The organism is Mitsuokella sp. AF33-22, from assembly GCF_003475755.1.
Taxonomy (GTDB): domain Bacteria; phylum Bacillota; class Negativicutes; order Selenomonadales; family Selenomonadaceae; genus Mitsuokella.
This window is the reverse complement of sequence record NZ_QRQA01000001.1, coordinates 26,396-49,667: the sequence shown is the minus strand read 5'-3', so window position 1 is coordinate 49,667 and position 23,272 is coordinate 26,396. Positions and strand designations below refer to the sequence as shown.

Annotated in this window: 21 protein-coding genes; 10 read left to right on the top strand and 11 right to left on the bottom strand. The window is 52.4% G+C overall.

Features of this window, described 5'->3' with window-relative positions; translation table 11 throughout:
• Nucleotides 1-21 precede the first annotated feature (21 nt).
• Together DWZ54_RS00275 and dcuC are read right to left on the bottom strand one after the other, a co-directional pair.
• Complete coding sequence (locus DWZ54_RS00275; protein ID WP_118474041.1) at nucleotides 22-1,149, bottom strand: M20/M25/M40 family metallo-hydrolase; 1,128 nt, start codon at nucleotides 1,147-1,149, stop codon at nucleotides 22-24.
• Between the two features lie 72 nt (nucleotides 1,150-1,221).
• Complete coding sequence (dcuC, locus tag DWZ54_RS00270; protein WP_118474040.1) at nucleotides 1,222-2,493, bottom strand: C4-dicarboxylate transporter DcuC; 1,272 nt, start codon at nucleotides 2,491-2,493, stop codon at nucleotides 1,222-1,224.
• A gap of 874 nt (nucleotides 2,494-3,367) precedes the next feature.
• On the opposite strand from dcuC, the gene DWZ54_RS00265 reads away from it, so the two are divergent.
• The 4 genes from DWZ54_RS00265 (at nucleotide 3,368) to DWZ54_RS00250 (ending at nucleotide 5,629) form a co-directional block, all read left to right on the top strand.
• Nucleotides 3,368-3,916, top strand: coding sequence for a TetR/AcrR family transcriptional regulator C-terminal domain-containing protein (locus DWZ54_RS00265; protein ID WP_074739854.1), 549 nt, complete (start codon nucleotides 3,368-3,370; stop codon nucleotides 3,914-3,916).
• A gap of 134 nt (nucleotides 3,917-4,050) precedes the next feature.
• Nucleotides 4,051-4,377 carry a cupin domain-containing protein gene (locus tag DWZ54_RS00260; protein WP_022487520.1) on the top strand — a complete coding sequence of 109 codons (327 nt, stop codon included), beginning with the start codon at nucleotides 4,051-4,053 and terminating at the stop codon, nucleotides 4,375-4,377.
• A 75-nt stretch (nucleotides 4,378-4,452) separates the two neighbouring features.
• Complete coding sequence (locus DWZ54_RS00255) at nucleotides 4,453-5,097, top strand: flavodoxin family protein (RefSeq protein ID WP_118474038.1); 645 nt, start codon at nucleotides 4,453-4,455, stop codon at nucleotides 5,095-5,097.
• 28 nt (nucleotides 5,098-5,125) lie between these two features.
• Complete coding sequence (locus tag DWZ54_RS00250; protein WP_118023021.1) at nucleotides 5,126-5,629, top strand: flavin reductase; 504 nt, start codon at nucleotides 5,126-5,128, stop codon at nucleotides 5,627-5,629.
• A 696-nt stretch (nucleotides 5,630-6,325) separates the two neighbouring features.
• On the opposite strand, the gene DWZ54_RS00245 is transcribed toward DWZ54_RS00250, so the two are convergent.
• Nucleotides 6,326-7,291 (bottom strand): transposase, encoded by a 966-nt coding sequence (locus DWZ54_RS00245; RefSeq protein ID WP_118474037.1) that lies wholly within the window; start codon nucleotides 7,289-7,291, stop codon nucleotides 6,326-6,328.
• 430 nt (nucleotides 7,292-7,721) lie between these two features.
• Here DWZ54_RS00245 and DWZ54_RS00240 point away from each other — a divergent pair, with 430 nt between their 5' ends.
• Both DWZ54_RS00240 and DWZ54_RS00235 read left to right on the top strand, forming a co-directional pair.
• Entirely contained in the window at nucleotides 7,722-8,279 is a 558-nt protein-coding gene (locus DWZ54_RS00240; protein ID WP_118474036.1) for a hypothetical protein, read from the top strand.
• Nucleotides 8,280-8,488: 209 nt separating this feature from the next.
• Complete coding sequence (locus DWZ54_RS00235) at nucleotides 8,489-11,740, top strand: hypothetical protein (protein WP_147369877.1); 3,252 nt, start codon at nucleotides 8,489-8,491, stop codon at nucleotides 11,738-11,740.
• 77 nt (nucleotides 11,741-11,817) lie between these two features.
• On the opposite strand, the gene DWZ54_RS12105 is transcribed toward DWZ54_RS00235, so the two are convergent.
• Nucleotides 11,818-12,237, bottom strand: a complete 420-nt coding sequence (locus tag DWZ54_RS12105; RefSeq protein WP_147369875.1) for a tyrosine-type recombinase/integrase — start codon at nucleotides 12,235-12,237, stop codon at nucleotides 11,818-11,820.
• Nucleotides 12,238-12,480: 243 nt separating this feature from the next.
• On the opposite strand from DWZ54_RS12105, the gene DWZ54_RS00225 reads away from it, so the two are divergent.
• The gene (locus DWZ54_RS00225) at nucleotides 12,481-12,954 is read left to right on the top strand and encodes a low molecular weight protein-tyrosine-phosphatase (RefSeq protein WP_118474033.1); all 474 of its coding nucleotides are present in this window, start codon (nucleotides 12,481-12,483) and stop codon (nucleotides 12,952-12,954) included.
• A gap of 70 nt (nucleotides 12,955-13,024) precedes the next feature.
• Here DWZ54_RS00225 and rbr read toward each other — a convergent pair whose 3' ends face one another.
• From rbr to DWZ54_RS00195, 6 genes are all read right to left on the bottom strand, one after another.
• Entirely contained in the window at nucleotides 13,025-13,576 is a 552-nt protein-coding gene (gene rbr / locus DWZ54_RS00220; protein WP_118015245.1) for a rubrerythrin, read from the bottom strand.
• Between the two features lie 126 nt (nucleotides 13,577-13,702).
• Nucleotides 13,703-14,122, bottom strand: coding sequence for a PaaI family thioesterase (locus tag DWZ54_RS00215; protein ID WP_118015246.1), 420 nt, complete (start codon nucleotides 14,120-14,122; stop codon nucleotides 13,703-13,705).
• A gap of 43 nt (nucleotides 14,123-14,165) precedes the next feature.
• Nucleotides 14,166-14,747: a hypothetical protein gene (locus DWZ54_RS00210; RefSeq protein ID WP_118474032.1), complete on the bottom strand. Its 582-nt coding sequence runs from the start codon at nucleotides 14,745-14,747 to the stop codon at nucleotides 14,166-14,168.
• A 158-nt stretch (nucleotides 14,748-14,905) separates the two neighbouring features.
• Nucleotides 14,906-15,973 carry a type II asparaginase gene (locus DWZ54_RS00205; RefSeq protein ID WP_370245694.1) on the bottom strand — a complete coding sequence of 356 codons (1,068 nt, stop codon included), beginning with the start codon at nucleotides 15,971-15,973 and terminating at the stop codon, nucleotides 14,906-14,908.
• A gap of 236 nt (nucleotides 15,974-16,209) precedes the next feature.
• Nucleotides 16,210-17,190 carry a Gfo/Idh/MocA family protein gene (locus DWZ54_RS00200; RefSeq protein WP_233541565.1) on the bottom strand — a complete coding sequence of 327 codons (981 nt, stop codon included), beginning with the start codon at nucleotides 17,188-17,190 and terminating at the stop codon, nucleotides 16,210-16,212.
• Nucleotides 17,191-17,215: 25 nt separating this feature from the next.
• Nucleotides 17,216-18,169, bottom strand: a complete 954-nt coding sequence (locus tag DWZ54_RS00195; protein WP_118474031.1) for a LysR family transcriptional regulator — start codon at nucleotides 18,167-18,169, stop codon at nucleotides 17,216-17,218.
• Nucleotides 18,170-18,342: 173 nt separating this feature from the next.
• On the opposite strand from DWZ54_RS00195, the gene DWZ54_RS00190 reads away from it, so the two are divergent.
• Together DWZ54_RS00190 and DWZ54_RS00185 are read left to right on the top strand one after the other, a co-directional pair.
• Nucleotides 18,343-19,359, top strand: a complete 1,017-nt coding sequence (locus DWZ54_RS00190) for a YeiH family protein (RefSeq protein ID WP_118474030.1) — start codon at nucleotides 18,343-18,345, stop codon at nucleotides 19,357-19,359.
• A gap of 97 nt (nucleotides 19,360-19,456) precedes the next feature.
• Nucleotides 19,457-19,708, top strand: coding sequence for a hypothetical protein (locus DWZ54_RS00185; protein WP_118474029.1), 252 nt, complete (start codon nucleotides 19,457-19,459; stop codon nucleotides 19,706-19,708).
• A gap of 102 nt (nucleotides 19,709-19,810) precedes the next feature.
• Here the strand turns inward: DWZ54_RS00185 and DWZ54_RS00180 are convergent, their stop codons facing one another.
• Complete coding sequence (locus DWZ54_RS00180; RefSeq protein ID WP_233541576.1) at nucleotides 19,811-21,601, bottom strand: M48 family metallopeptidase; 1,791 nt, start codon at nucleotides 21,599-21,601, stop codon at nucleotides 19,811-19,813.
• Between the two features lie 254 nt (nucleotides 21,602-21,855).
• Between DWZ54_RS00180 and DWZ54_RS00175 the strand changes: the two genes are divergently transcribed.
• On the top strand, nucleotides 21,856-23,211 hold the full coding sequence (locus DWZ54_RS00175; RefSeq protein WP_118474028.1) for a threonine/serine exporter ThrE family protein: 1,356 nt from the start codon (nucleotides 21,856-21,858) through the stop codon (nucleotides 23,209-23,211).
• The last annotated feature ends 61 nt before the right edge of the window (nucleotides 23,212-23,272 follow it).

Below are 23,272 nucleotides of genomic sequence, written 5' to 3'. Positions count from 1 at the left end.
TCTCCCAACTGTTTGTGTTTGTTATCCGCGCTTGCAGTCTGCGGCCTGCTTGACAATCTCAAGCGCCCATTCTGCTGCATTGTAAAGATCTTTTTCTTCAATATATTCTTCTTTTGTATGGCAGTTTGTCATGCCAACAGCCAGCACAACGGTCGGTACGCCATAAGTGTTGAAGTGGTTGGCATCCGAGCCACCGCCCGACTCCTCGAGCTCAACCGGGAAGCCCAGCTTCTCCGCTGCACATTTTGCCACTTCAATGGCTGGACTGTCCTGCGGAATCTCATAAGGACCGTAGTCAGGGCTGACCTCCGCATGGATCTGGCAGCCGGTTTTCTCAGCGCCCTGCTCAAAATGATCGACAATGCGCTGCGTGATGGCATCGAGCTTCGCCTTGTCACGGCTGCGCGACTCATAGAAGACATCGCAGGTATCGGCCACGACATTCGTCGCACTGCCGCCCTGGATGCGTCCGACGTTGCAGGTCGTCTCCTCATCGATGCGGCCCTGCGGTGCATCAGAGAGCAGAATACCGGCTGCCTGGATGGCATTGATGCCCTTCTCCGGCTCCACACCGGCATGTGCAGCCTTGCCCTTGATAGCAATGTGGATCTGGTTCTTGCCCGGAGCCTTGTAACTCATGACGCCTGGATGGCCGTGCGTATCGAGCGTAAAGCCGAAATCTGCATGCAGCAGGCTGCTGTCGAGATTCTGCGAGCCATGCACGCCGTTCTCCTCGGCAATCGTGAATACGACCTGCAGCGGGCCGTGCGGGATATCCTGTTCCTTGAGCTGACGCAGCGTCTCGAGGATGGCCGTGACGCCGGCTTTATCGTCGGAGCCCAGCACCGTCGTGCCATCGGAGCGGATAATGCCGTTCTCGATCTGCGGATGGATGTCGCCGCAGGGTTCCACGCAGTCCATATGCGCCGTCAGCATGACCGTCGGCGCATCAATCGTACCCGGGAAATCCGCCACGAGATTGCCGCAATTGCCGCCGAGCTTGACGCCGGCCTGATCTTCATGAACCGTACCACCGAGTTCCTCCAGGCGCTTCATCAGAAGATCGCCGACCTCACGCTCCTGACGCGTGGAGCAGCGGATCTGCACTAATTCGAGAAATTCCTGCAAAACACGCTCGCGATTAATCATCATAAAGACTTCCTTTCTATGCGCTCACCATCATTATACCATAATGGCAGCTTGACTTATCATATATCCATCTCAAAGCATGAACATGAGGACCAGCGCTGCAACAAAGCACGGCAGCGCATTGCGCTTCGAGACTTCAATCGGATTGACCTTGGCGAGGCCTGCGCAGATGATGGCTGCACCGGCGACCGGCGAGATGGAACGGCCCATGGCACCGGCGATCTGAGCGAGAGAGCCGAGATCCATGATGCTCATGCCGAACTGCTCAGCAAACGGCGTAACCGCACCATTGAAGGCAAAGGCAGCGGCATCACCGGAACCCGAGATGACGGCGATGAGGAACGGGCCGAACGTGCCGGCAGCAGCTGCTGCGGACTGCGAGCCCTTCATGAGGTCCGTCAGTGCGCCCGTGAGGCCGATAGCCGTCATGCCAGCCGTGAAGACGCTGGCGCAGACGATCAGACCGATGACATCCGCATAGGCATTGCCCATGCCCTGGAAGAACTTGCGGCAGACTTCCTGGAGATCCGTGAGCGTTACGAGGAAACCGAGCGCCACACCAACGAGCATCGAGAGCGGTACGCTGACTTCCGGGATGAGGCCGACCTGCTTCGAGCTGATGATCAGGAGGATCAGCGGCACGAGCGGCACGATGGCGCGCAGCGGATTGACGTGGAATGCTTCGAGTTCCTTGGCATCTTCACCAAGAGAAGCAAGGTACGCCTGGCGGCGTTCTTCCGTGGCACCCTCGCGGCGCACGACTGCATAAGCCGTCATGACAGCCACGCAGGCAATCGAGGCGATGATGGCTGCCGGCGTCTCGTTGATGATGACCGTCATCATATCCGTACCGGCGAGATCGGCAACGAACGGGTTATGCGCGTTGCCCGGGCTGATGGCACTGCCCCAGGTACCGGCAAGAACCGTAGCGGCGGCCATAGCCGGATGAACGCCTGCGGCGATGAGCGTCGGAATGAGGATACTGCCGACAGCAGCCGAGCAGCCAGAAGCCGAAGGAATGGCCAGGCTGATCCACCAGGTCAGCAGGAACGAGAGCGGCACGAGTACGGCGCGGCCCTTCTTGAGCAGCCCCGAGATGGACTGGACGAGATGCTGGTCACATTCCGTAAGGCGCATGACGTAAGAAAAACCCATGACCGTACAGATTGTCGGCACCAGCGAGTTGTTGACCATCGCTTTCGTGAATGCCTTCATGACATCCCCCGGCAGGCCACCGATCAGGCACATCAAAAGACCTGCTAAAAATAATACCAGACGCGCTTCGTACTTTTTGACGATCAGTACGAAGGTAAGGATGACAATAAGTCCTCCAACAATCAACATGATAAAAACCTCCATTCGTATTTTATGATTTTTCTGTTGATTCCCCCTGCTATTATTGTATATAGATTTCATTTATCTTTCAATAGGTTTTGATAATTTTATTGTATGTGCACAGGATACACGCACGGAGGTAAACTTGTAACAATGTATCTGAAAACGATTACTATATGCAAAAATCTGCTAATAGGATAAAATCGGTATACATGCTATAATAAACGTATCTCTTTGCAGAAAGGAATTCGCAATGAAACGTATCTTATTCGTCTGCCATGGCAGCAATGACATGTTTCGGCACAAGGATTCAGATGGGAAATTAAACTGTTACCAAATATTTATATAAATCAATAAATATCTTGATAAATTTATCGATAGAATATCCTTCACGCTGGGAACGAATGAGGAATCGTGTTAAATGGTTTCAATTCCAATGTCCCTCTCATACTGCGAACGGATAAATCTATATAAATATAATTAAATATACCGGCTTCAAAAAAAAGAAAACGAGATGGGTGGCTTTTTGTAGAAACAAATGAGAAGATAAAAGGACAAAAAAACGAGGATAAAAATCCTGAGAAATTTTCCCGGACGGAACCTTCACGAGAGGCCGGAAAGGGCGGGCCTGCGGCTCGCCCCTACCACGTCAGAATCGGACTGTTGGGGAACAACGTGATTTGTCGACAGGCCACGAACGGTGATTCTGCTATAATTATAAGCTATAGGGAAAGTTTCACCCCACAAAAAGTTTGGTAGTAGGAAGAACCCGTTTTACTATCATTTTAAAAATAATTTTTGTTTGCCATGCGACTACTGGGAAAGCTGCCTTGGAGGACCGTATGAATTGGGGAAAAGAGAAATAAATGTAGGGGAGACTTTTATGATTGAACGGCCTACCACGAAGCAGTTATTGGCTGCTTCCCTCATTGAACTTGCTGGGAAAAAATCCGTTGACAAGATTTCGGTCAAAGAAATTGTCACCAACTGCGGCATGACAACGACAACCTTTTATAATCATTTTGCGGATAAATATGTACTACTGGCTTCTATTTATAACAAAGAAATTGAGCCGGCTTTCAGCCAACTCGGCAGCAAAATCATCTGGCGTGATGCGTTGCGCATATTCTGCACTACCCTTTCGGATAAACAGTCATTTTTTCTAAATGCGTTGAAAAACACATCAGGGCAGACCTCCTTCCGCTATGCGACTAATGACTACGCCATCGATTTACTGCGTGAACGCCTGCGTATTTTAGGTAAAGAAGATGCACTTCCTATAGAAATCGATTTTTTGGCTAAGTACTATATGCGTTCTATCTCTGAGATGATTCAGGACTGGTTTATTGGTGGGCAAAAAATTCCTCTCGATAATTTTATCGAACTACTTGTCCTCGCCATGCCAGAACCATTAAAGAAGCGTCTGCTTTAATGGCAGGTTGGCATTCTGCACAAAACGACAAGTTCGTTTAGAAACACACGATTTTCTAACGAGATTCTGCCTTCCTCCCGTGCTATAATAATTCAGTTGAAAAAACAAGAAACCTACTCAGGAGGATTATCCATATGTCTGTTTTTCCAGAAATCATCCGCCATGTTCCACAACGTGACTATGGTATAGAAGGGCTGACGGTTCGCGTGGACCATACGTCTACAGGCACGGTCTACTTCGTCAGTGCGGAAAAAGAAGTCCATTTCCCAGAGCATGCCCATGCGGAACAGTGGACAATTGTTGTCAGCGGTAAATGCCTGTTGACAATGGATGGCGCAACCAGGACGTATCAGCAGGGCGATACATACGTCATCCCAGGCAATAAGAAACATCAAATCACACTTTGCGCTGGCTATGCGGAAGTCGATTACGTCGACGATCCGTGTGACGGCGAAGCATAATCTATTTTTGCGCGGCCTGCGGTTATGAGTACATTGGCGATATCAACAAAAAATCATAGAGGAGAAGAGATTCCTATGAAAAAGATACTGATACTGAATGGTGGCCCCCGGAAGAACAACAACACTGCAAAACTCCTGGCATCTGCCAGGGAAGGTGCTGTTTCTGCCGGAGCCAGCGTCGAGACTATTGACTTATATAATCTGAACTTTACCGACTGTCGCAGCTGCCTGGCATGTAAGAATAAAAAGATTGCCGTGCCTTGGAAATGCTATTGGAAGGACGGCTTGACGGAAACGCTGGAGAAAGTCTATGAGGCAGATGCAATTATCATCGGCTCGCCAATTTACTTCGGGGAACCAACAGGCGAGGTCCGTTCCTTTATGGTACGCTCGACTTTTCCGGCACTATCCTATGATGATTATGAGAGCACGTTTACGGGAAAGATCGATGTCGGTATTATTCTTACGATGAATGCAGACCAGGACTACTACGATGAACACTACAAACCGCGCATGGAAGAATACTTCTGGCCGTTCCATTTCCTGAACGGGAAAACGGAAATACTGGCTTCCTGCGATACGCTTCAGGTACCGGATTACAGCCGATACCGTATGGCATCGTGGGATGAAACGAAAAAGAAAGCGCATCACGCCGAGCAATTCCCGAAAGACCTGCAGGCGGCCTTTGATCTTGGAAAGAGACTGGCCAGCCAACAGTAACTGTTTTGTTGTAAAAGGATAAACTTTTATGAATACGAAAGATTTTCAGCCAGAGATTTTCAAACTCTTTGATGACCAGTGGGGCATCCTGACCGCCGGCGATAAAGACGCCTTCAATTCGATGACGATTAGCTGGGGGATGCTGGGAACACTCTGGTGTATGCCTCACAAGGGGAAGAATGTCTGCGCAGTATTTGTCAATCCGGCGCGTTATACGTATGGTTTCATGGAAAAGAGCGACTACTACACTGTCTCGTTCTTTGACAACAAGAAGTATCAGAAAGCTCTCGGTATCATGGGAAGCAAATCCGGCCGGGATATGGATAAAGCAAAGGCCAGCGGTCTTACCCCAAAATATCTGGAGCATGGCGTGACCTACGAAGAAGCAGAGATTACTTTTGTCGTCCGGAAAATCTACCGCCATGAGCTTCAGCTGGGGCAAATGCCAGCGGATGTCATCGAGGGATTCTATACCAAAGGTCGTGTGCCGCACACGATGTATATCGGAGAAATCATCGAGACCATCCGGTAAATCCCGGCTATCAACCCTATAAGCTTCACATAATCATAATCTCCCTTTTCTGTTATAATTATAGGGGAAATTTCACCTACAAAAATTACGGTGTAGGAATCATAGCCTTTTACGGCTTTGAGAGGAGTTAAATGATCTTGATCAGGATACTTTTCATCTGCCATGGCACTACCTTGGGATGGGGCTGAAGAACCGCATGGATTGGGGCTTTGCGGACAAATGTACGTGAAAAAACTACTGTATTACTACCAACTACAAGATATTGTGTTTTGTAAAAACAAGTTACTACATATTGTGCATATTATTAAATTCTTTTCATTGTGCTTTTTGTTATGAGGCACTTGAAACGGTACTAGTCTTGGATAGTGCCGATTATCATCCAGGATAAGGTATTAAGCACCCACGACCGATAGGAAGCAGGTTTGGTGCCTTGCCATCGGACCTCTTAGAAACTCCGAAGGAAAGCAGTTAAGGGGCGGCCTTCGTGATCCAACTCAAAACTTCCGCTATTGCCCAAAGGAAGCGGTAGTTGCTCCGAGTAAAATAAAAAAGGTCCTTCTCTGAGCTGACCCCCAATTGTTAGATTTTTGGTCTAACAATTGGGGGTCAGTTTTTTATGGCAAAACACAGCTATGAATTTAAGAAAAAAATAGTACTGGAATATTTGGGTGTGTCAAGAGTTTTGTGTAAATCGATTTAATAAGCAACATCATATTGTTGCATGAGCTGTGACATCCTATCATCCATGAGCAACTGGTTCCGGACCATCGCCCAGTTCGCAACGTGACGCCCCTCCCATTTTTTATAGAGTTCCAGGATGCGCAGGTAGAAAATCTTGAAGACGGCATCCTCATTGGGGAATGCACCTTTCTTCGTCACCTTACGGAAGCTCGAGTTGACGCTCTCAATGGCATTGTTCGTGTACATGATCTTGCGTACGGCACTGCCGTAGTTGTAGAGCTGCTCGACGTGTGAGAAATTGTTCTCCCATACGCTGACTGTGCCTGGATAAGCCTGCCAGTCAGTCTTGAATTTCTCGAACTCCTGACGGGCCTGCTTGACATTGATTGCGCCGTAGATGAGCTTCAGCTGCTTCGTGAAGGCGCTCCACTGCTTGCGTGGGATGTAGCGGATGGAATTGCGGATGAGGTGTACGATGCAGCGCTGGAGCGGCCGGTTCCGCCACGCTTCGACCTCTTCTGTGACGCAGTCCGTGATGGTAGAGATCTGCTCATGCGACATCTGGAAACCGTAGATATCTTCGATGGTCGCTGCAATGTCACGCTGGCTCATGCCACGGGCATACATCGCCAGCACCTTGCCCTCGATGGACGAGACATCGCGTTGGTGCTTCTTGATGATCTGCGGCTCAAACGTGCTCTGGCGGTCTCTGGGGACACGGATAGGGACTTCACCCAGAGATGTCTTGAGCCTCTTGGATGAGTAGCCATTCCGTACATTGCCGCCATCTTCGGACCGCTCATGATTCTTATGGCCGAGATGATTTTCCATCTCACCTTTGAGCATGGACTCAAAGATTGGGGCAAAGATCTGCTTCAGGACGTCCTGGACGTCTTCCGCGCTCTTGATGTCGTAGTTGTCGAGAATCTGCTGAGCAATCTGTTCGCCTGGGGTAGTTAGTGGAGTTTTACGCTTTGCCATTCTGTTACCATCCTTATCTTTGTTTACCCCAGTATGGGGCATAAAGTAGATTCATGCAATACCGATTTACACAAACTATTTTACACTCCCGGTTTTTTCAAAATCCTTTCCATTTAAATTCTTGTTGATGTATAATATAATTAAAATTACATTACAATAATTATGTTTGCATTAAAAACATAAACGAACAACTAAAAAGATTTGCTTGCGAAAATTGTCGCATTTTTATAAAAAAACGTATAATACTGCAAAATAATAAGTGCAGGATACGTCGGCTTTCTACGGTTGATAGGCCGTTTCAAACAATATTCAGCCAAGCGAATCAGGAGGAAATTGAAGGGGGCTTTCCAGGGAATCTTTCTGTATTTGTTATTTTCTTTTCTTCATATCAGCCGTGAAAAGATTGGGGAATTTCAGAGGGGGAAATAGAATGAAAACGAAAAAATGGAACGAACTGACAGCACGTATTCTTACGAGCCTTATTTTTGCGTCTTTTTCCGGCAGTACGGCCTTGGCTGCCCTCCCGGGAGGATATACGAAAGGAACGGACGGGTCTTATATTTATACGAATGATGTTACCTCCGACATCAGCGGAGAACCCGGGGATAAAATTGTCCTGGGAGATGGCACAACAGCCATGAAAGTTTCAGGAGATTCAGGAGCTGTGGATGTGATAGGCGGGTACAGCGGCACGGGTGATGTGACGGAAAGCTCGGTTACGGTAAATCAAAATGTCCTGCTCGACAGAAATGATCTCTATGGCGGAATGGCCGAAGGGAATGGCGAAGTCAAGGCCAGCCAGAATGCCATCACGATTACATCCTCAAATGAAAGAATCAGTACGGAAGAGGTGATTGGCGGGTATGCGAAACTCAATAAAGCAGCAGACGGAAAAGCTGCCGGTGAGGCTTCCAACAATACAGTAACGGTTCGCGTCAACTCCGCTTCTCTCATGGATAACCACACTAACCTGTATGGGGAAAGGTAGACGTTGATACAGATGACAGTTATACCGCGTCTGCGGATTCCAACATCGTAGAAGCCGAAGGCGTAGCCATCCGTAGTCTTATTTTGGGTGGGGCGATTTACCCTTCTATCAGCAGTTCGGGAAATAAAGCGGATATAAGTGCATCCAATAATACGGTCATCATTAAAAACAGCGTTTTCAGTGATGGCAACGGAGTTTATGGTGGGTACGTGAGACGCTATAAGAATTCAGGAGTCCAGCATGTCACGGTTTCCGGAAATAATCTCACCTTTGACAACAGTGCCTTTACGGTACCGGAAAGCCGGAAAGGAGAAAATACGCTGCATGGCAGCATGGCAGCCGGTTTCTTTAGTGGTACAGAAGGCACAGTGTCGAATAATACGATTACCGTGAACAGCGCGAAGGCTACAATTACCGGAATGATTGCAGGGGCTAGAGCCATTGTTGACGGAAGCAAAGCAGATGCCAGTTTGAAGATAACAGGAAACACAGCCAAGGTAACGAACACAGCCAAGGTAACGGACACGGATGTCCCCATCATCAACGGGGCTTATGCCGTTCTCAGTTCTGCCGGGAATACCAGTATGACCGTAACAGGAAACGCAGTCGAAGGAACCAGGATAAAGGCAGATTTGGTGGCAGGAGCCTATGTGGGACATGCAGAAGGTGTCAATACCCTGAAGGCATCCGTGGATGAAAACCACGTTGTCTTGAATAATGCCTCTCCCCTGTCTGAAGACAACGGTCTTACCGTGGCCGGCGGAGATTTTACCGGTGCATCGGGTTCCGCTTCTAAAAATACGGTAGATGCCACGGACGTCACGGCCACTGAAATCGATGGCGGTCTTGTACAGCTGGATGACACTTCCGGAGTCCAAAACCCGGTGGGAAAAGCCAGCGGCAATACGGTAACCATGAACCACAGCACGGCGGAAAGAGTCATGGGCGGCTATGTGCAGGGAAACGACAACACCGGCAATGAAGCCAACGGCAACACGGTGACGCTCCAAAATGGGGCTTCTGCGGAAACCGTAATCGGCGGTAAGGTGGAAAATGGTTCGGGAAACACCAATGAAAACGAGATAAATATTACCGACAGCACTGTGAACTCAGCTAATGATATGTATGGTGGGTATACCGATAATGGCAGTGCCAATAATAATACCATCTCTATTACAAATGGGAACGTCACTGTGAAAAATAGCAGTATTATCAGCGGCCGCGCTAATGATGGTGGTGGTGATGTCATCGGCAATGTAGTATCCATAAGCGGTAAACAATCCAATATTTCTGCATGGTCTGTTAACGGCGGATATGCAAATAACGGCAAGGCACAGAAAAATCTTGTCAATATATCAGGTGGAAGGATTTCTGCGGATAATATTGTTGGCGGTGATGGTAATACGAATGCGGAAAGTGCTGTTCAGGATTTCGTAACCGGGAATGTGGTCAATATCGCAGGAGGAACCATAACACCTTATTCTCTGGACAATAATGTTGTGATTGCAGGAGCCGGATTCTTCGACCTTAAAGGTGTTGGAGAGATCAAAGAAAATGAGGTAAATCTCAGCGGCACTCCGGATCTTACGAAGGCGGATCTGTACGGGTGGAAATCTGATGATGATGACTACACCGGAAAAGACGTAAATGGAAATCCCCTGCATTCCGGTAATACCTTGAATCTGGGATATATCGCCACCATGACAGATACATCGGGAACCAGGACCATTACCGGTTCTGAAACCGGCTGGAATGGCACTACCATCCATGGCCTGTACAATTTCGATACGATTTATTTCCATGACCTGAACCCGGAAAACACCGGACTTACGGTTACAGGTACAGGTATAGTCAGTCTCCCTGAGAACGCAGAGCTGGAAGTTTCCAATACAGCCAGGGGAAAAATGAATGGCGATACAGGAATGGAGGAAGGCGATGACGCTGTCACCATCAATGGCACTGTCCTTAAGAAACCTGTATATCTGATTGATGCATCGAAGGCATCAGAAGTCAGCGGTCTGGACGATCTTTATAACAATAGTAAAAACCGAATTCAGGGTAGCAAACAATGGAGTTTTGAAAATGGTGGTGTAACAGTTGACGGTACCCTGGGACTCAAATTGTCAGGCAATCATATTCTTTCTTATGGTCTCGAAAACATTGATACCATTACGTACAAAACCATTGACTGGAATACGAATGGAACCGTCCTGTCGCTCAAGGCACCCGGGACGTTCAGTTTGGCGAATACAAAAGTTGATACCAGGGATATCGGTTTCACAGTGAATTCCCTGGCACAAATCGTGTCAACCGGGGACTATTCCATGACGCTTCTTGATACGAATGGAAACACGACACTTAAGGAAGAAAATCTGACGACCCGAAAAGGCATCTGGAATGTAGGCAATGGCCTGACCGGCACAGGCGAAGCCTCACTCCTGGCAAACGGAAATGTCATCTACAAAATGGATGTAACAGAAAAAACGGGTAAGCCAATCGTTGAGGCTACGGAAGAAACCCATAACGCGCTGATTGCCAATGAAGCGGCGATGAGCGCCCTGGCTTCTGGCAGGGACCGGATGGAGGGCGTGCTGAATGGACTGGATCAGAATGAGCCGGGTGTATTCACCTTTGCCAGCATTGGCGGCAGCCGGGATGTATACGATACAGGCAGTCAGGTCAAGAACTATAACTGGAACGGTATGGTAGGCGTAGGTAATGATGCAGACCTTACCAGCGGCGACCTGGCCTACAGTGTGTTCTACGAATACGGCAAGAGTCATTATGATACGGATGGCAGCGGTTTTAACGGAAATGGCGACGTCCATTATAACGGCGGCGGAGCCATGGTAAAGTTTACCGCCAGGAATAAGAATTACTACGAAGCCTCCGTACGGGCCGGAAGGATCAAGAATAGTGCCAGCGACGTGCTTCACGATGCAGTCGGACGCGCCTGCAGTTATGAGACCCGGGCCAATTACTGGGGCGGCCATCTGGGCTTTGGACACATCTTCGATCTGACGGACGAAACCGAAAGCCAGAGCCGCGGCGGCACCCAACGGGCTGCCCGGGATCTTGACGTATACGGCAAGTACTTCCACACCCACATGGGCAGTGATTCCTTTATGGCGAATGAAGTGAAATACGACCTCGACAGCGTGGACAGCGACCTGCTGCGCATTGGCGTGAGAGTGAACAACCGCAGCGGACGGAACAACTTCTTCTACGGCCTGGCCTGGGATTATGAATTTGACGGCGAAAGCAAAGGCACCGTTTCTGCAGCAGGTCTTTCCGCCCCCATCCGCAGGGCCGATGCAGGCGGCAGCAGTGCCATGCTGGAACTGGGCTGGAAGCAGGAAGCCACCAAAGAAAGCCCTTGGGATCTGAGACTGACCATGAGAGGGTTTGCGGGAGAGCACAGGGGATTGGGTGGAAATGTGTACATTGGGTATCATTTCTGATTCCAGGCATACATTACTTCCGATAAGCATACAGAGTCGTAGAATCCTTATATATCAAGGGTTCTGCGGCTCTTTCCTCATTTCTTCCGCAATTTTTTTGATTTTGCGGAAGGGGAGTGAGGCTGGTCTTGAGTCTCGACCAGTTCCTTATCCATGATGGATATGCTTTTCCTGCGTCGATTGGTCGAGACATGGATATAAGTTTTGGAAGTCAATAGGACACTTGAATGGCCTAGTCGCTTCGAGACGTAGTCTAGGTCCATACCTGCATCCAGTAATTGTGTCGCATGTGTATGGCGCAAACTATGGAATGTGCCAGGAAGATGGTTTTCACCACACCAGATGTTGAAATAGCGTAAATTGTTAGAGGTAGTCTTTGTACCATCTAAATGTGTGTAGACATAGCTAGATTTCTTATAGAATGGACCATATTCCTTCTTACATGCCTTCTGGCACTCTCTCCACGTATCCAAAATCTCACAGATAGCCTGGTCCATTGACCCCCAAAAAGGGGAGTACTGCAAATTTTGTGCAGCACTCCCTTTTCTGCTATAATCGATCCCAGAAACCGCTTAGTAGTAGGAATCGCCCCAATTACTACTACTTTTACTACTTAGTGGGGAAGAGTTGTGCCCAGTTATGCCATTTATTGTCTTTCTTGCATGGACTGGCAAAATCCGGGAACCGGCATTAATTCGGCCTAATTTGGCATAGTTTGGCATAGAGAGGAGTTCGTATCTTTGGTGAAAGTACTTTTTATTTGCCATGGCAACATCTGCCGTTCCACGATGGCGGAGTTCGTCATGAAGGAGCTCGTGCGCCGGGCCGGACTGCAGGACCAGATTATGGTGGCCTCAGCGGCCTGCCATCGCGATGAACTCGGCTCTGACACGCATCCCGGCACCAAAGCGCAGCTGCGGAAAAAGGGCATCCCGTTTACACCGCGCCGCGCCCGCCTGATTACACCGCAGGATTACGAGACGTATGACCTCATCATCGGCATGGACAACGAAAACATGCGCGATCTCAGGCGCCTGACAAAAGGCGATCCCGACCGCAAGACCTGTCTGTTGCTCGACTGTGCCGGCGAGCATCGCGAAGTCACCGATCCCTGGTACACCGATAATTTTTCCGCAACGTATGACGATGTGCTCAAGGGATGCCGAGCATTGTTGCAGCATATCAGGCAAAATAAAAAAGCCCCGCTGGCTTGACCAGGAGACTAAAAAAGGAGGACGAACGTCCTCCTTTTTGTTTGCTGTGATGGATGATTATGCAGGCAAATCAGTAATTCTCGGCGTTGACCTCGAAGAAGCTCTGCGGATGTGCGCAGACCGGGCATACACCCGGGGCCTTCGTGCCAATGACGATATGACCGCAGTTGCGGCACTCCCAGATCTTGACCTCGCTCTTCTCGAAGACCTGCGACGTCTCGATGTTCTTGAGCAGTGCACGATAACGCTCCTCATGATGCTTCTCGATGGCAGCAACCATGCGGAATTTCTGTGCCAGAACCTTGAAGCCCTCTTCCTCTGCCGTCTTGGCAAAGCCCTCGTACATGTCCGTCCACTCGTAGTTCTCGCCTGCGGCAGCATCTTCCAGATTGGCCGGCGTATCACTGATACCAGCAAGTTCCTTGAACCAGATCTTGGCATGCTCACGTTCATTGTTTGCCGTCTTCAGGAACAGTGCAGCCATCTGCTCATAGCCGTCCTTCTTTGCACGTGATGCAAAATACGTATACTTATTCGTTGCCTGACTTTCACCGGCAAAAGCAGCCCACAAATTCTTTTCCGTCTGAGTTCCTGCATACTGAGTTTTCTTTTCTTCAGCCATTTCATTTCCTCCTAAAAGATAATACGTAGTAACATCTCTTGATGACTTTATTATATCAGCATTTCGCAGATATATCCAGTATAATTTGTAATTATTATTTGTTAACAGTATAAAATTAATTTTATTTTAATCGTCAACACGGCCGAGCACATAGAACGTGCCATGCGCTTTGGCATAGAGCTTGCCGTCACGGTCCGTAATCGTGCATTCGAGCGTCATGTTGTGCTGGCCGTCGTGCAGTACCTGCCCCTGCGCGTAAATATGCGTCGTCAACGGCACCGAATGCATGAAATCCATGCCGAGCTCAATCGTGACCACGCGCTTGTTGTGCATGAGCGCCGCAGCGCCCATGGCCGTATCGGCCAGCGTCATGAGCACGCCGCCGTGGATGATGCCGTAAAGATTCGTATGCTCCTCCTCGACATCGAGCTCCAGACGGATCTGACCGTCCGGCGTCGGCACGACCTGCGCGTGAATGTATTCAACAAATGGATTCTGATGATAAAAATCGACGATTTTCTGCTGCAGCTCCGTCATCTGCTTCATGCTGCCATCCCTTTCCTGTGGCGTCTTGCCTTACCATCCCGGCTCAAAGCAGGATGGACTGTACCGACGGGAGTCTCTGCATGCGCTCCGTACCCGGCTCATAATGATGATACTTCGGCATATAGTGGCTTTCGAGGCGGTACACATCGATATCGAGATAGGCAGCCGCCATCGCGGCTGCCGTGCGCATCAGAGGCGAACCGCCCGTGATGTCGATGGCACTCCTGCCCATGGAATCCCAGATATCATGCTGCTTGCGGATTACGCGGTAAAGCGCCGCCGCATCGCCTTCCTGGATGGTCGTCACGCAGAAGCTCCCTTCATCCAGTCCCAGATTGCTGCAGAGCAGGGAGAGCTGGATGTCGTGGTCCCGGCTGCAAAGCACATGGACATTCTGCGGTTCCAGGAGCTTGACATTGAAGGCTACCTGCTCCCACGAAGACCCCAGCAGCAGGAACATGCCGTAATACGATGTTTTCTTCTCCGTCGCATAATGCCCGACAAAACGTTCCTGCGCCATGGGCACCAGCTCGGCATCGTAGTAATTATCGGCCCATACCTGCTGCTCCGGCGTATCCTGCGGCAAGCCGAGCCAGATTTCCTTCTTATCCTCTAACCCGATCATAGCACGACCTCCCCTGATCAATCCTGTCACGTGTTATCGTTTTCCATATTTTATCTTTCTAGCTCGACCTCACATTTCCCTGCTTGTTTCCGGAAACAAAAATGCGCAAAGAAAAACGGGACGGCCTGCGCCGTCCCGCCAGGGGGAGAAAGATAGGATCAATATTTGTGGAACATCGACTGGATCTCGCCGAGATCATGCGTCTTGGTCAGAGCCAGCTGCAGAAGGATGCGTGCCTTCTGCGGGTTCAGGGAATCGCCGTCCAGGAAGCCTTCCTTGGCGTACTCCGGCTCCGGCACGACCATGCCGCTGCCGGTGCGCGAACTGCGCACGACGACAACGCCGGCCTTGGCTGCCCGGATGAGCGCCTCTTTATCCTGCTGATGGATGCTGCCATTACCCGTGCCGGCATAGACGATGCCTTTTGCACCGGCCTTGATGGCAGCGTCCACGAGGCTGCCGTCCGCACCGGCCGTACCGTAAATGACATAGACCTTCGGCAGCGACGTCAGATTGCGCACGTCAAACGGGGTCTTTGTCGTATGGAGGCGCAACGGCTTGTTGTAGAAATCCGGCACACCGTCGTTCATGAAGCCCAGCGGGCCGTTGTGCGACTTGAAGGTATCGACCGAGGTCGTGTTCGACTTCGTGACATCGCGCGCATTATCGATCTCATCGTTCAGGAGCACCATGACGCCGTTGCCCCCAGCTTTCTTGTCCGCAGCGAGGCGCACGGAATTCAGGAGATTCATCGGGCCGTCAGCACTGATGGCCGTCGCCGGGCGCATGGCACCCGTGAGGATAACAGGCTTGTCGCTCTTGACCGTGAGGTCGAGGAAATACGCCGTTTCCTCCAGCGTATCCGTGCCGTGCGTCACGACGATGCCGTTGACATCTTTCTGCGCTGCCAGCTCATTGATGCGCTTGGAAAGCTTGAGCCACAGCTCATCCGTCATATTATTGCTCGAAATATTGCAGACCTGCTCACCGGAAACCTTGGCATAATCCTGGATTTCCGGCACAGCCTCCATCAGTACGTCAATGCCGAGCGAACCGGCCTTGTATCCGGACGTTGCCGTCTTGGAAGCCGCGCTGCCGGCAATCGTGCCGCCCGTGGCCAGAATCTTCACGCCGGGTTTCTGATTGGCCGGAGCCGCAAAGCCACATTGCGTTCCCAGGATCATCGCCGAAAGCATAACTGCTGCAATAGAAAGTTTCGATTTCAAATAAATCCTCTCCTTTACCAGTGCTTCATTTTGTCTCCCATCGATGGATAAAACATGTCTATGTTCACATCATGCAATACATCCTACGTAATCCGACAAAATCCGACATTTCTGTAGTTGTTATTTTCAAAATTTTCTGTTACATGTTGACAAAATAAAAATATGCCAGCCCGAAAAAATAAAGACTCTGTGGACATCTGTCCGAATCTTCGGGGCTGGCATAAAAATCCCGTTTTTTATGGCTGGCTCATCGCCGCCGACTGGCGCAGGCCGTCGACGATTTCACCAACGAGCACGGAGCGCGACAAGCCGCGCTGAACAGCAGCCAAATCATGCGATTCGTAGATTTCCGCCATGCGCTGGAATTCGTGGACCATGCGGTGCGCATAGCGGTTCTTCTGTACCTGCCAGGTCCTGCCGCCATACGAAAGCGTCACAGCCGGCATCTCATTGGGCGCGCCGTCCACACGCAGCCAGCCCGTTTCCCCCTGTACGAGGAAGAAACCGGGGCTCGCGCTGTCCTTCGCACCGACAGCCGTGGCAAAGAAATCCTTGTAGCGCAGCACGGCCACGCCCGATGTATCGATGCCGTTATAGCCCGTATTCGCCATGTAATGCATGGCCTGCGGCCGCCCAAACAAACCGGCGAGCAGATTGAGATTGTAGATATTGATATCGTACAGAGCACCGCCACATTTTTCGGGATCAAAGACCGGCAGGACCTCGCCCGCCAGGTAGCGGTCGTAGCGGCTCGAATACTGCGAATAATTTGCCTGTACGGCACGGATGCGGCCGAGATGGGGCAAAGCTTCCCGCACGACCTCATAATTCGGCAGGAAAAACGGCGTCACAGCCTCGATGAGGCAGAGGCCCTTCTCCCTTGCCAGGTCCGCGAGTTCCCGAATCTCAGTCGCCGTCGGCGCAAACGGCTTCTCCATGATGACATGGCGGCCGTGCTGCAGCGCCCGCCTGGCATAGGCATAATGGACATGATTCGCGAGCCCGACGTAAAAGAAATCGGCATCCTCCGCCGTGAGCATCGCTTCATAGTCCGTATAGATCCTGGGGATATGCCATTTCGCAGCCAGCTTCTCCGCCTTCGCCCTGCTCTGAGGCCGCGTAAAGATGGCCACAGCCTCCATCTGCGGCACCTCCCGCAAGGCCGTCAATGCCTCCTGCACGATTTTTCCAGCACCAAGCAACGCAATTTTCACCATAGTCTCCACCTCCGTTTTCTTTATTTTACACCTGCTCTGGCAGCGGGACAATTTCCATTTCGTTACGGACGTCCCCGCCCCTGGCAACGTCACGTGCGCAGGCAGCCAGCTCACGGCCAAAGGCCTGGTACTGCTCCGTGTAGATGCTGCCCTTTTCCCAGATGAAATCGAAATCGTGCTGCATCGAGAAATCGAGTAGCTGAATTTCACGCAGCATATGATTGGCCAGCTCATGCTCCACGGCCGTCTTGTAGAGGAACGAGATGCCGCAATCCCGGCACAGGAGCCCAATGATCGTGTGCATGTTGCCAACTTCCGTGAAGTGGATGAAATGCTCGATCTTCATGCCGCGCAGGGCGAGATTGCGCTCGAGGATATTGCGCGTCCCGGAACCCTCCTCGCGCACGAGCAGCCGCTCCCCGAGGAGATCGCTGAAGGTGCGCGGCTCGCCATGGGCAAAGACATGCGAAGCTGCACAGACGCCGATGTAATCCTCGGTACTGTAACGATAGTGCGCATACTGATCCTTCGGATAATAGCCTTCGACCAGGGCCATCTGGATGGTGCCCTCCGCCAGCATCTGCAGGAGCTGCGTCGTATTGCCGAAGCGCAGCTTGACATTGCGCTCGGGATGGCGGCGCAGCATGGCGGCGAGCGGCCCGATGATTGCGTATTCGCCCACGGTCATCGTCACGCCCAGTGCAATCTCCTCGATTTCCGTCACGCGGCTGTGCAGCTCAGCCCGCAGTGCCTGCTCATCGTTCTTGAGCGCCGTCAGCCGCTTGTAGAGGATGCAGCCGGCCGGCGTCAGCGATAGTTTCTTGTTCTCATAATGGAAGAGCCGCACCTTATAGGCTTCTTCGAGGAAACGGATGTGCTGCGACACGGCTGGCTGCGTGATATTCAACGCCTTGGCTGCCTGTGTGAAGTTCATGGTCTGGCAGACGCAGAGAAATGTCGCCACACGGAAATCCAACATACAAAAACCTCCAAACGATAAATACTGTTTCCTTTAGCATTATAACAGAAATATCAATAAGATTTTATAATCGATATATTATAATACATAATTTTACATACTGGCTAATTCCGCCTATAATCGGGACGTCAGCTGATTCTTTTCGCATTTTTTCTCGACATAGGAGTTTTTACATGAATATCCGCAATTATGATCTCTACTGGCGGCGCGCGAGCATCGGTTTCCTCGTCACGCTGGCCTGTTCATTCGCCGGTCAGGCCCTCGCGAAACTGCCGGGTCTCTCGCTCATCGGCCATCTCGTGCTGGCCCTGATCCTCGGCATGTGCCTGCAGCTCCTGCGCCCCGTGGCGCTTTCCGCTCAGCAGAGCACCCCGTTCATCGCCAACAAATTCCTGCGTGCCGGCATTATCCTGCTGGGCTTCAAGCTCAACCTCGTCATCCTGATGAGCGCCGGCCTCAAGAGCCTCGAGGCCGCCATCTTCATCGTCGCCGTCATGATCCCGCTCAACTATTTTGTCGCCCGTTTCTTCAAGGTCGAGCACACGCTCGCCCTGCTCACGGCCTGCGGCTGCAGCATCTGCGGCGCCGCGGCCGTCATGGGCATCGCGGGCGCCGTCAAGGCCAAGACCGACCAGTCCGTACTGGCCGTGGCCATCGTCGCCATCCTCGGCACCGTCTTCACGCTCATCGAAGTCACGCTGCAGCCCGTCCTCGGCTTCAATGACACCCAGTTCGGCGTCATGGCCGGCCTGAGCCTCCACGAGATTGCGCATGCCGTAGCTGCCGGCGGCGCCGCAGGACCGGCCGGTACCGACAGCGCCATCATCGCCAAGCTTTCCCGCGTCCTGCTGCTTGCACCGGTCGCCATCATCGTCGGCATCTTCGAAGCGCGCCGTACCCGCAAGCAAGGTGCGGACAATGGCAGCAGGATGTCCGTGCCGGTTCCCTGGTTCATGGGCGGCTTCATCCTTGCCAGCGCCGTCGGTTCTTATGTGCCGGCCATCGATGCCTTTGTTCCCTCCTTCGTGCAGCTCGCCTATCTGCTGCTCGGCATGGCTATGGCTGCCCTCGGACTCAACGTCAATTTCAGCGTCATATTGCAGAAGGGTTTCCGCCCGATGATTGGCGCCTTCCTCTGCTCCATCGTCATCATGAGCCTCGCCATTGCCATCGTGCATACCTGGTTCTGATTTTCATTTCTGCCCCTCCCTCTCCTGCCCCCTTTCTGGTATAATAAGGGCAGGAGTACACATCGCTCTATCACTTCGAGCCAAGGAGGGATTTGTCGTGAAAAAAATCAGTATCGCTTTTATCGCCGGCCTGCTGCTGGCAATCGCCGTGCCGGTATTCGCGGCTTCCAATGAGAGCGCAAACAACTGCCCCGTTGAAGCCTGCTGGTCTAACAACGCCGCCTGCAACAACGGCGCATACTGCCAGGGCGACCGCTCGGCCTGTTACAACAGACAGGCTTACTGCGGCGGGAACAGCCAGCGCGGCCAGTACCGCGGCGGCTGCGGCTACAATGGCGGCTGCTGGTAACAGCCTCCCGCTCAACTGAAAACAGCGTAAGAAAAATGGAGATGTCCGCAGAGAGCCTCATGGCTTTCTGCGGACATCTCCATTTTCTTTTGTCTCAACGCTTCATTTTTTTGCTTTCCTGGCCTTGTCTCTGGCCTCGGCCTTTTCCTTCTGCCAGGTCTTGTAATCCTTGGCCGAGATCTTCTGCAGGTATTCCGGCGGGATCCGGCGGAAGGCCGCCGGGCGCAGCTTGTAGAATGCCTGGTATTCCTTGAGTGCCGCATCCTTATTGCCCTGTTCGTCCTCAATCTCTGCGCTGATCAGATAACTGAATGGATTCTCTGCGTCTACCTTCTTGGCACTGGCGCAGTCAGAAAGTGCGGCCTCGCGGTTGCCCGCCATGCGGTAAATATCGGCACGGTTGAGGAAGTTGTACGCATTCTTGCCGTCGAGGGCCACGCCCCTGTTGGCATCGGCCAGCGCGCCCGCATAGTCGCCTTCAACGGCCTTGGCACGGCCGCGCATGACATAGCTTTCCGCTTCATCGTCCATATTCTTTGACGCAAAGACGCGCGAAAACTCCCAGAGTGCCTGCCTGCCCATGCCATAGTCGCTGTAGGCATCGCCGTTTTCCCGCATCTTCTTGACGGCCTTGGCATCTGCCGCCTGCACGTCCTGCTGCACGGCCGCGAAGGATGCCTCCCGCTGCGCCTCTTCCTGCCTCATGGCCGCACGGGCACCGGACTGCGCTTCGCCCGCATAGGCCGCGCGGACCATCTGCTCGAGCTTCGAGCCCAGTCCACGGCTCCTGACTGCATCGCGCAGGACCGCATAGACGCGGCTGTCATCGAGGAAATCCACGCCTCCCTCACCATCGGGGCGGAAATTCCACGAGTCCGGAGAATCGTAATCGTGGAAGGCCTTGGCAAGACCGCCGGCCGTATAATAGGCATTCTCGACAGTATTGTCGTAATCGTCGCGGGTCCAGTCCGCCGTCAGGAGCTCCTGCCCGTCGATGAGCACATTCTTCCTGTCCCTGACCGTTACGTGGCCGCAGCCGTAATCCGTCATCATCTTCGCAAGCCGCTGCTCACGCAGTTCCGTCTCCGGATGGTCGGAAAAGTTCTCCTGATTCTTGTTCTTTTCATCGAGGTCCTGATACTCCAGGACATTCTTCGTCTCATACGTCAGATAGTACGCCATGCGGTACATGACCGCAGCCGGCCCGCCGGGATTGAAGCCAGCACTCGTCATGATGTAAAAGCCGCCTTCGTCGGCCTCGTACTCCGTGGGCAGCGTCACATTCTTCGCAATGGAATAACTGGCCAGCGCATTGAGCTTGTTCCAGTCCATGAGCCCCGCGTCCATGTTGAGGAAGCTCATGCCGTAATACTGCGCAACGGCCTTCGCGTAATTCCGCGCGCTGTGCTGCTCGATGCCATGCGTCATCTCATGGCCGAGCACGGCCGCGAGCTCATCTTCATCGCACTCGAGCCCGCGCACGAGCGCCCGGTTGATGCTGATGTAATCCGTGGGGAAACAAGAGGCATTGAACTCATTGCTGTTGTTGACGCCCCAGATAAACGGCAGGGAATTGGCCTTGAGCACATAGCGCCCCTGCGTGACGAGCTGCTGCATGACCTTGTTGACGATCCTGACATCGTGCTCGTTATCGTCCAGGCCGTTTTCCTGCCGGTCCTGACGGGCACTGGCGACCTGCGCATTGACATCATTGCCCATCGCGAGGATGCTCGCAAGGCTCGACTTGTACGCGGCCAGCACGCCGAGGGACTGTGCCGCCACCGCCCAGGCGTCGACGGCCTCCGCCCGCCCCGCCGGCAATACGAACAGACTCGTACCCAGAAGAGCACTGCCCAGAAGCATGCCAGCCTGCTTTTTCCAGCGTTTCATCATCATCTCATTCCCCCCCTTATAGTCGACCTCATCATACCATGCGCCTCTGAAAATCCGGCGAGAACGCATGGAAAAATCAATCTCTAAAAAGCGACGCCTCTATTATAGCAGATACCGCAAGCTATAGCATCCAGCTTTGCCGTCAACTCCCCGTGACGAAAGTCGCGAGCTTGAAAGCATCATGCCTTCAAGTTATAATGGAGAAAACGAGCGATAGCGACATATTCCTGCCTATCCGGAAAGAAGTGTGATCGATGGAACACGATAAACCATTACAGGAACAACAAACAGCCGCCCCCGACCAGACCGTGCTGACCAGGCCCTATGCCGAGATCAGCGCCAAGCTGCACCTGCTGCTGCACACGGGCCAGCTGCTCATGGAAAGCGGTGCGGACAGTGACCGCACCGTTCGCGACATGATGCGCGTGGCTGCCTACATGGGCATCCCCGAAGACCGCGTCCACCAGCACATCATGTACACGACCCTGATGCTCAACATCAATGATGAAACGCACTCCTACACGGAATTCCGCAAGTGCAAGAAACACGGCATCAACATGACGGCCCTTTCCGCCGTCAGCAAGCTGACCTGGCGGGCCCTGGCCAATAACTACACGCTTGAGGAATTCGAGCAGCAGCTCATGGCCATCAAGAACCGTCCGCGCAACTATCCCTTCTGGCTCACGGCACTCGGCGCCGGTGCTGCCTGCGGCGGCTTCTGCAAGCTCTTCGGCGGCAGCTGGCTGGACTTTTTCCTGACCGCCCTCTGCGCCTTCCTCGGCTTCTACGTCAAGCGCCTTTGCACGAGCTACGGCTTCAACATCTACGCGGTCATCGCGATCACCTCCTTCGTCACGACCATGCTGGCCTGGAGCACGCAGTTTCTCACGGGAACCATGAACTGGTATCCGCTGATTGCCTGTACGCTGTTTCTCGTCCCCGGCATCCCGCTCATCAATGCCGTCGACGACCTCCTGAACAATTTCATCGTCTCCGGCATGACGCGTGCCATGAACACCCTGCTCGTCGTCGGCAGCATGACCTTCGGCATCGTCATCGCCATCCGCCTCGGCAACGTGGCCGATTTCACGAACGTCAGCCTGCAGCCAGATACCATCTACTTCTCGCAGGCCGTCGCCGCAGCCATTTCCTCGATGGGTTTCTCCATCATCTTCAACATCCCGCGCCGGCTGCTGCCCGTCGTCGCCGTCGGCGGCATCATCACCGTGCTGCTGCGCAACATCTGCGTCATGCAGTTCGGGCTCTCCCAGGCTGCCGGCTCCTTCCTCGGCGCCGCGGTCGTCGGCCTCATCGCGCTCAAGGCCATTCACTGGTTCCACACGCCAAACATCATCCTGACCATCCCGTCGGCCATCCCGATGATCCCGGGCGTCCTGCTCTACCGGCTGCTCTTCGCCATCCTCAACATCCAGACCATCACGCTTGCGATGCTGCTCGACGGACTGCGCAGCGGCATCCTCGCCATCATCATCATCATCGGCATCGCCATCGGCGTAGCCATCCCGAATATCTTCATCCACCGCTACATCGAGCACAACAAACAGCGCACGGTGGAAGATCTGCTGGCCAGACGCTACACCAGTGAATGAGGCCAGGCCTCCCGAAAACACAGCCATCACATCAGAAAAATTCAATGCTATTTAAATGATT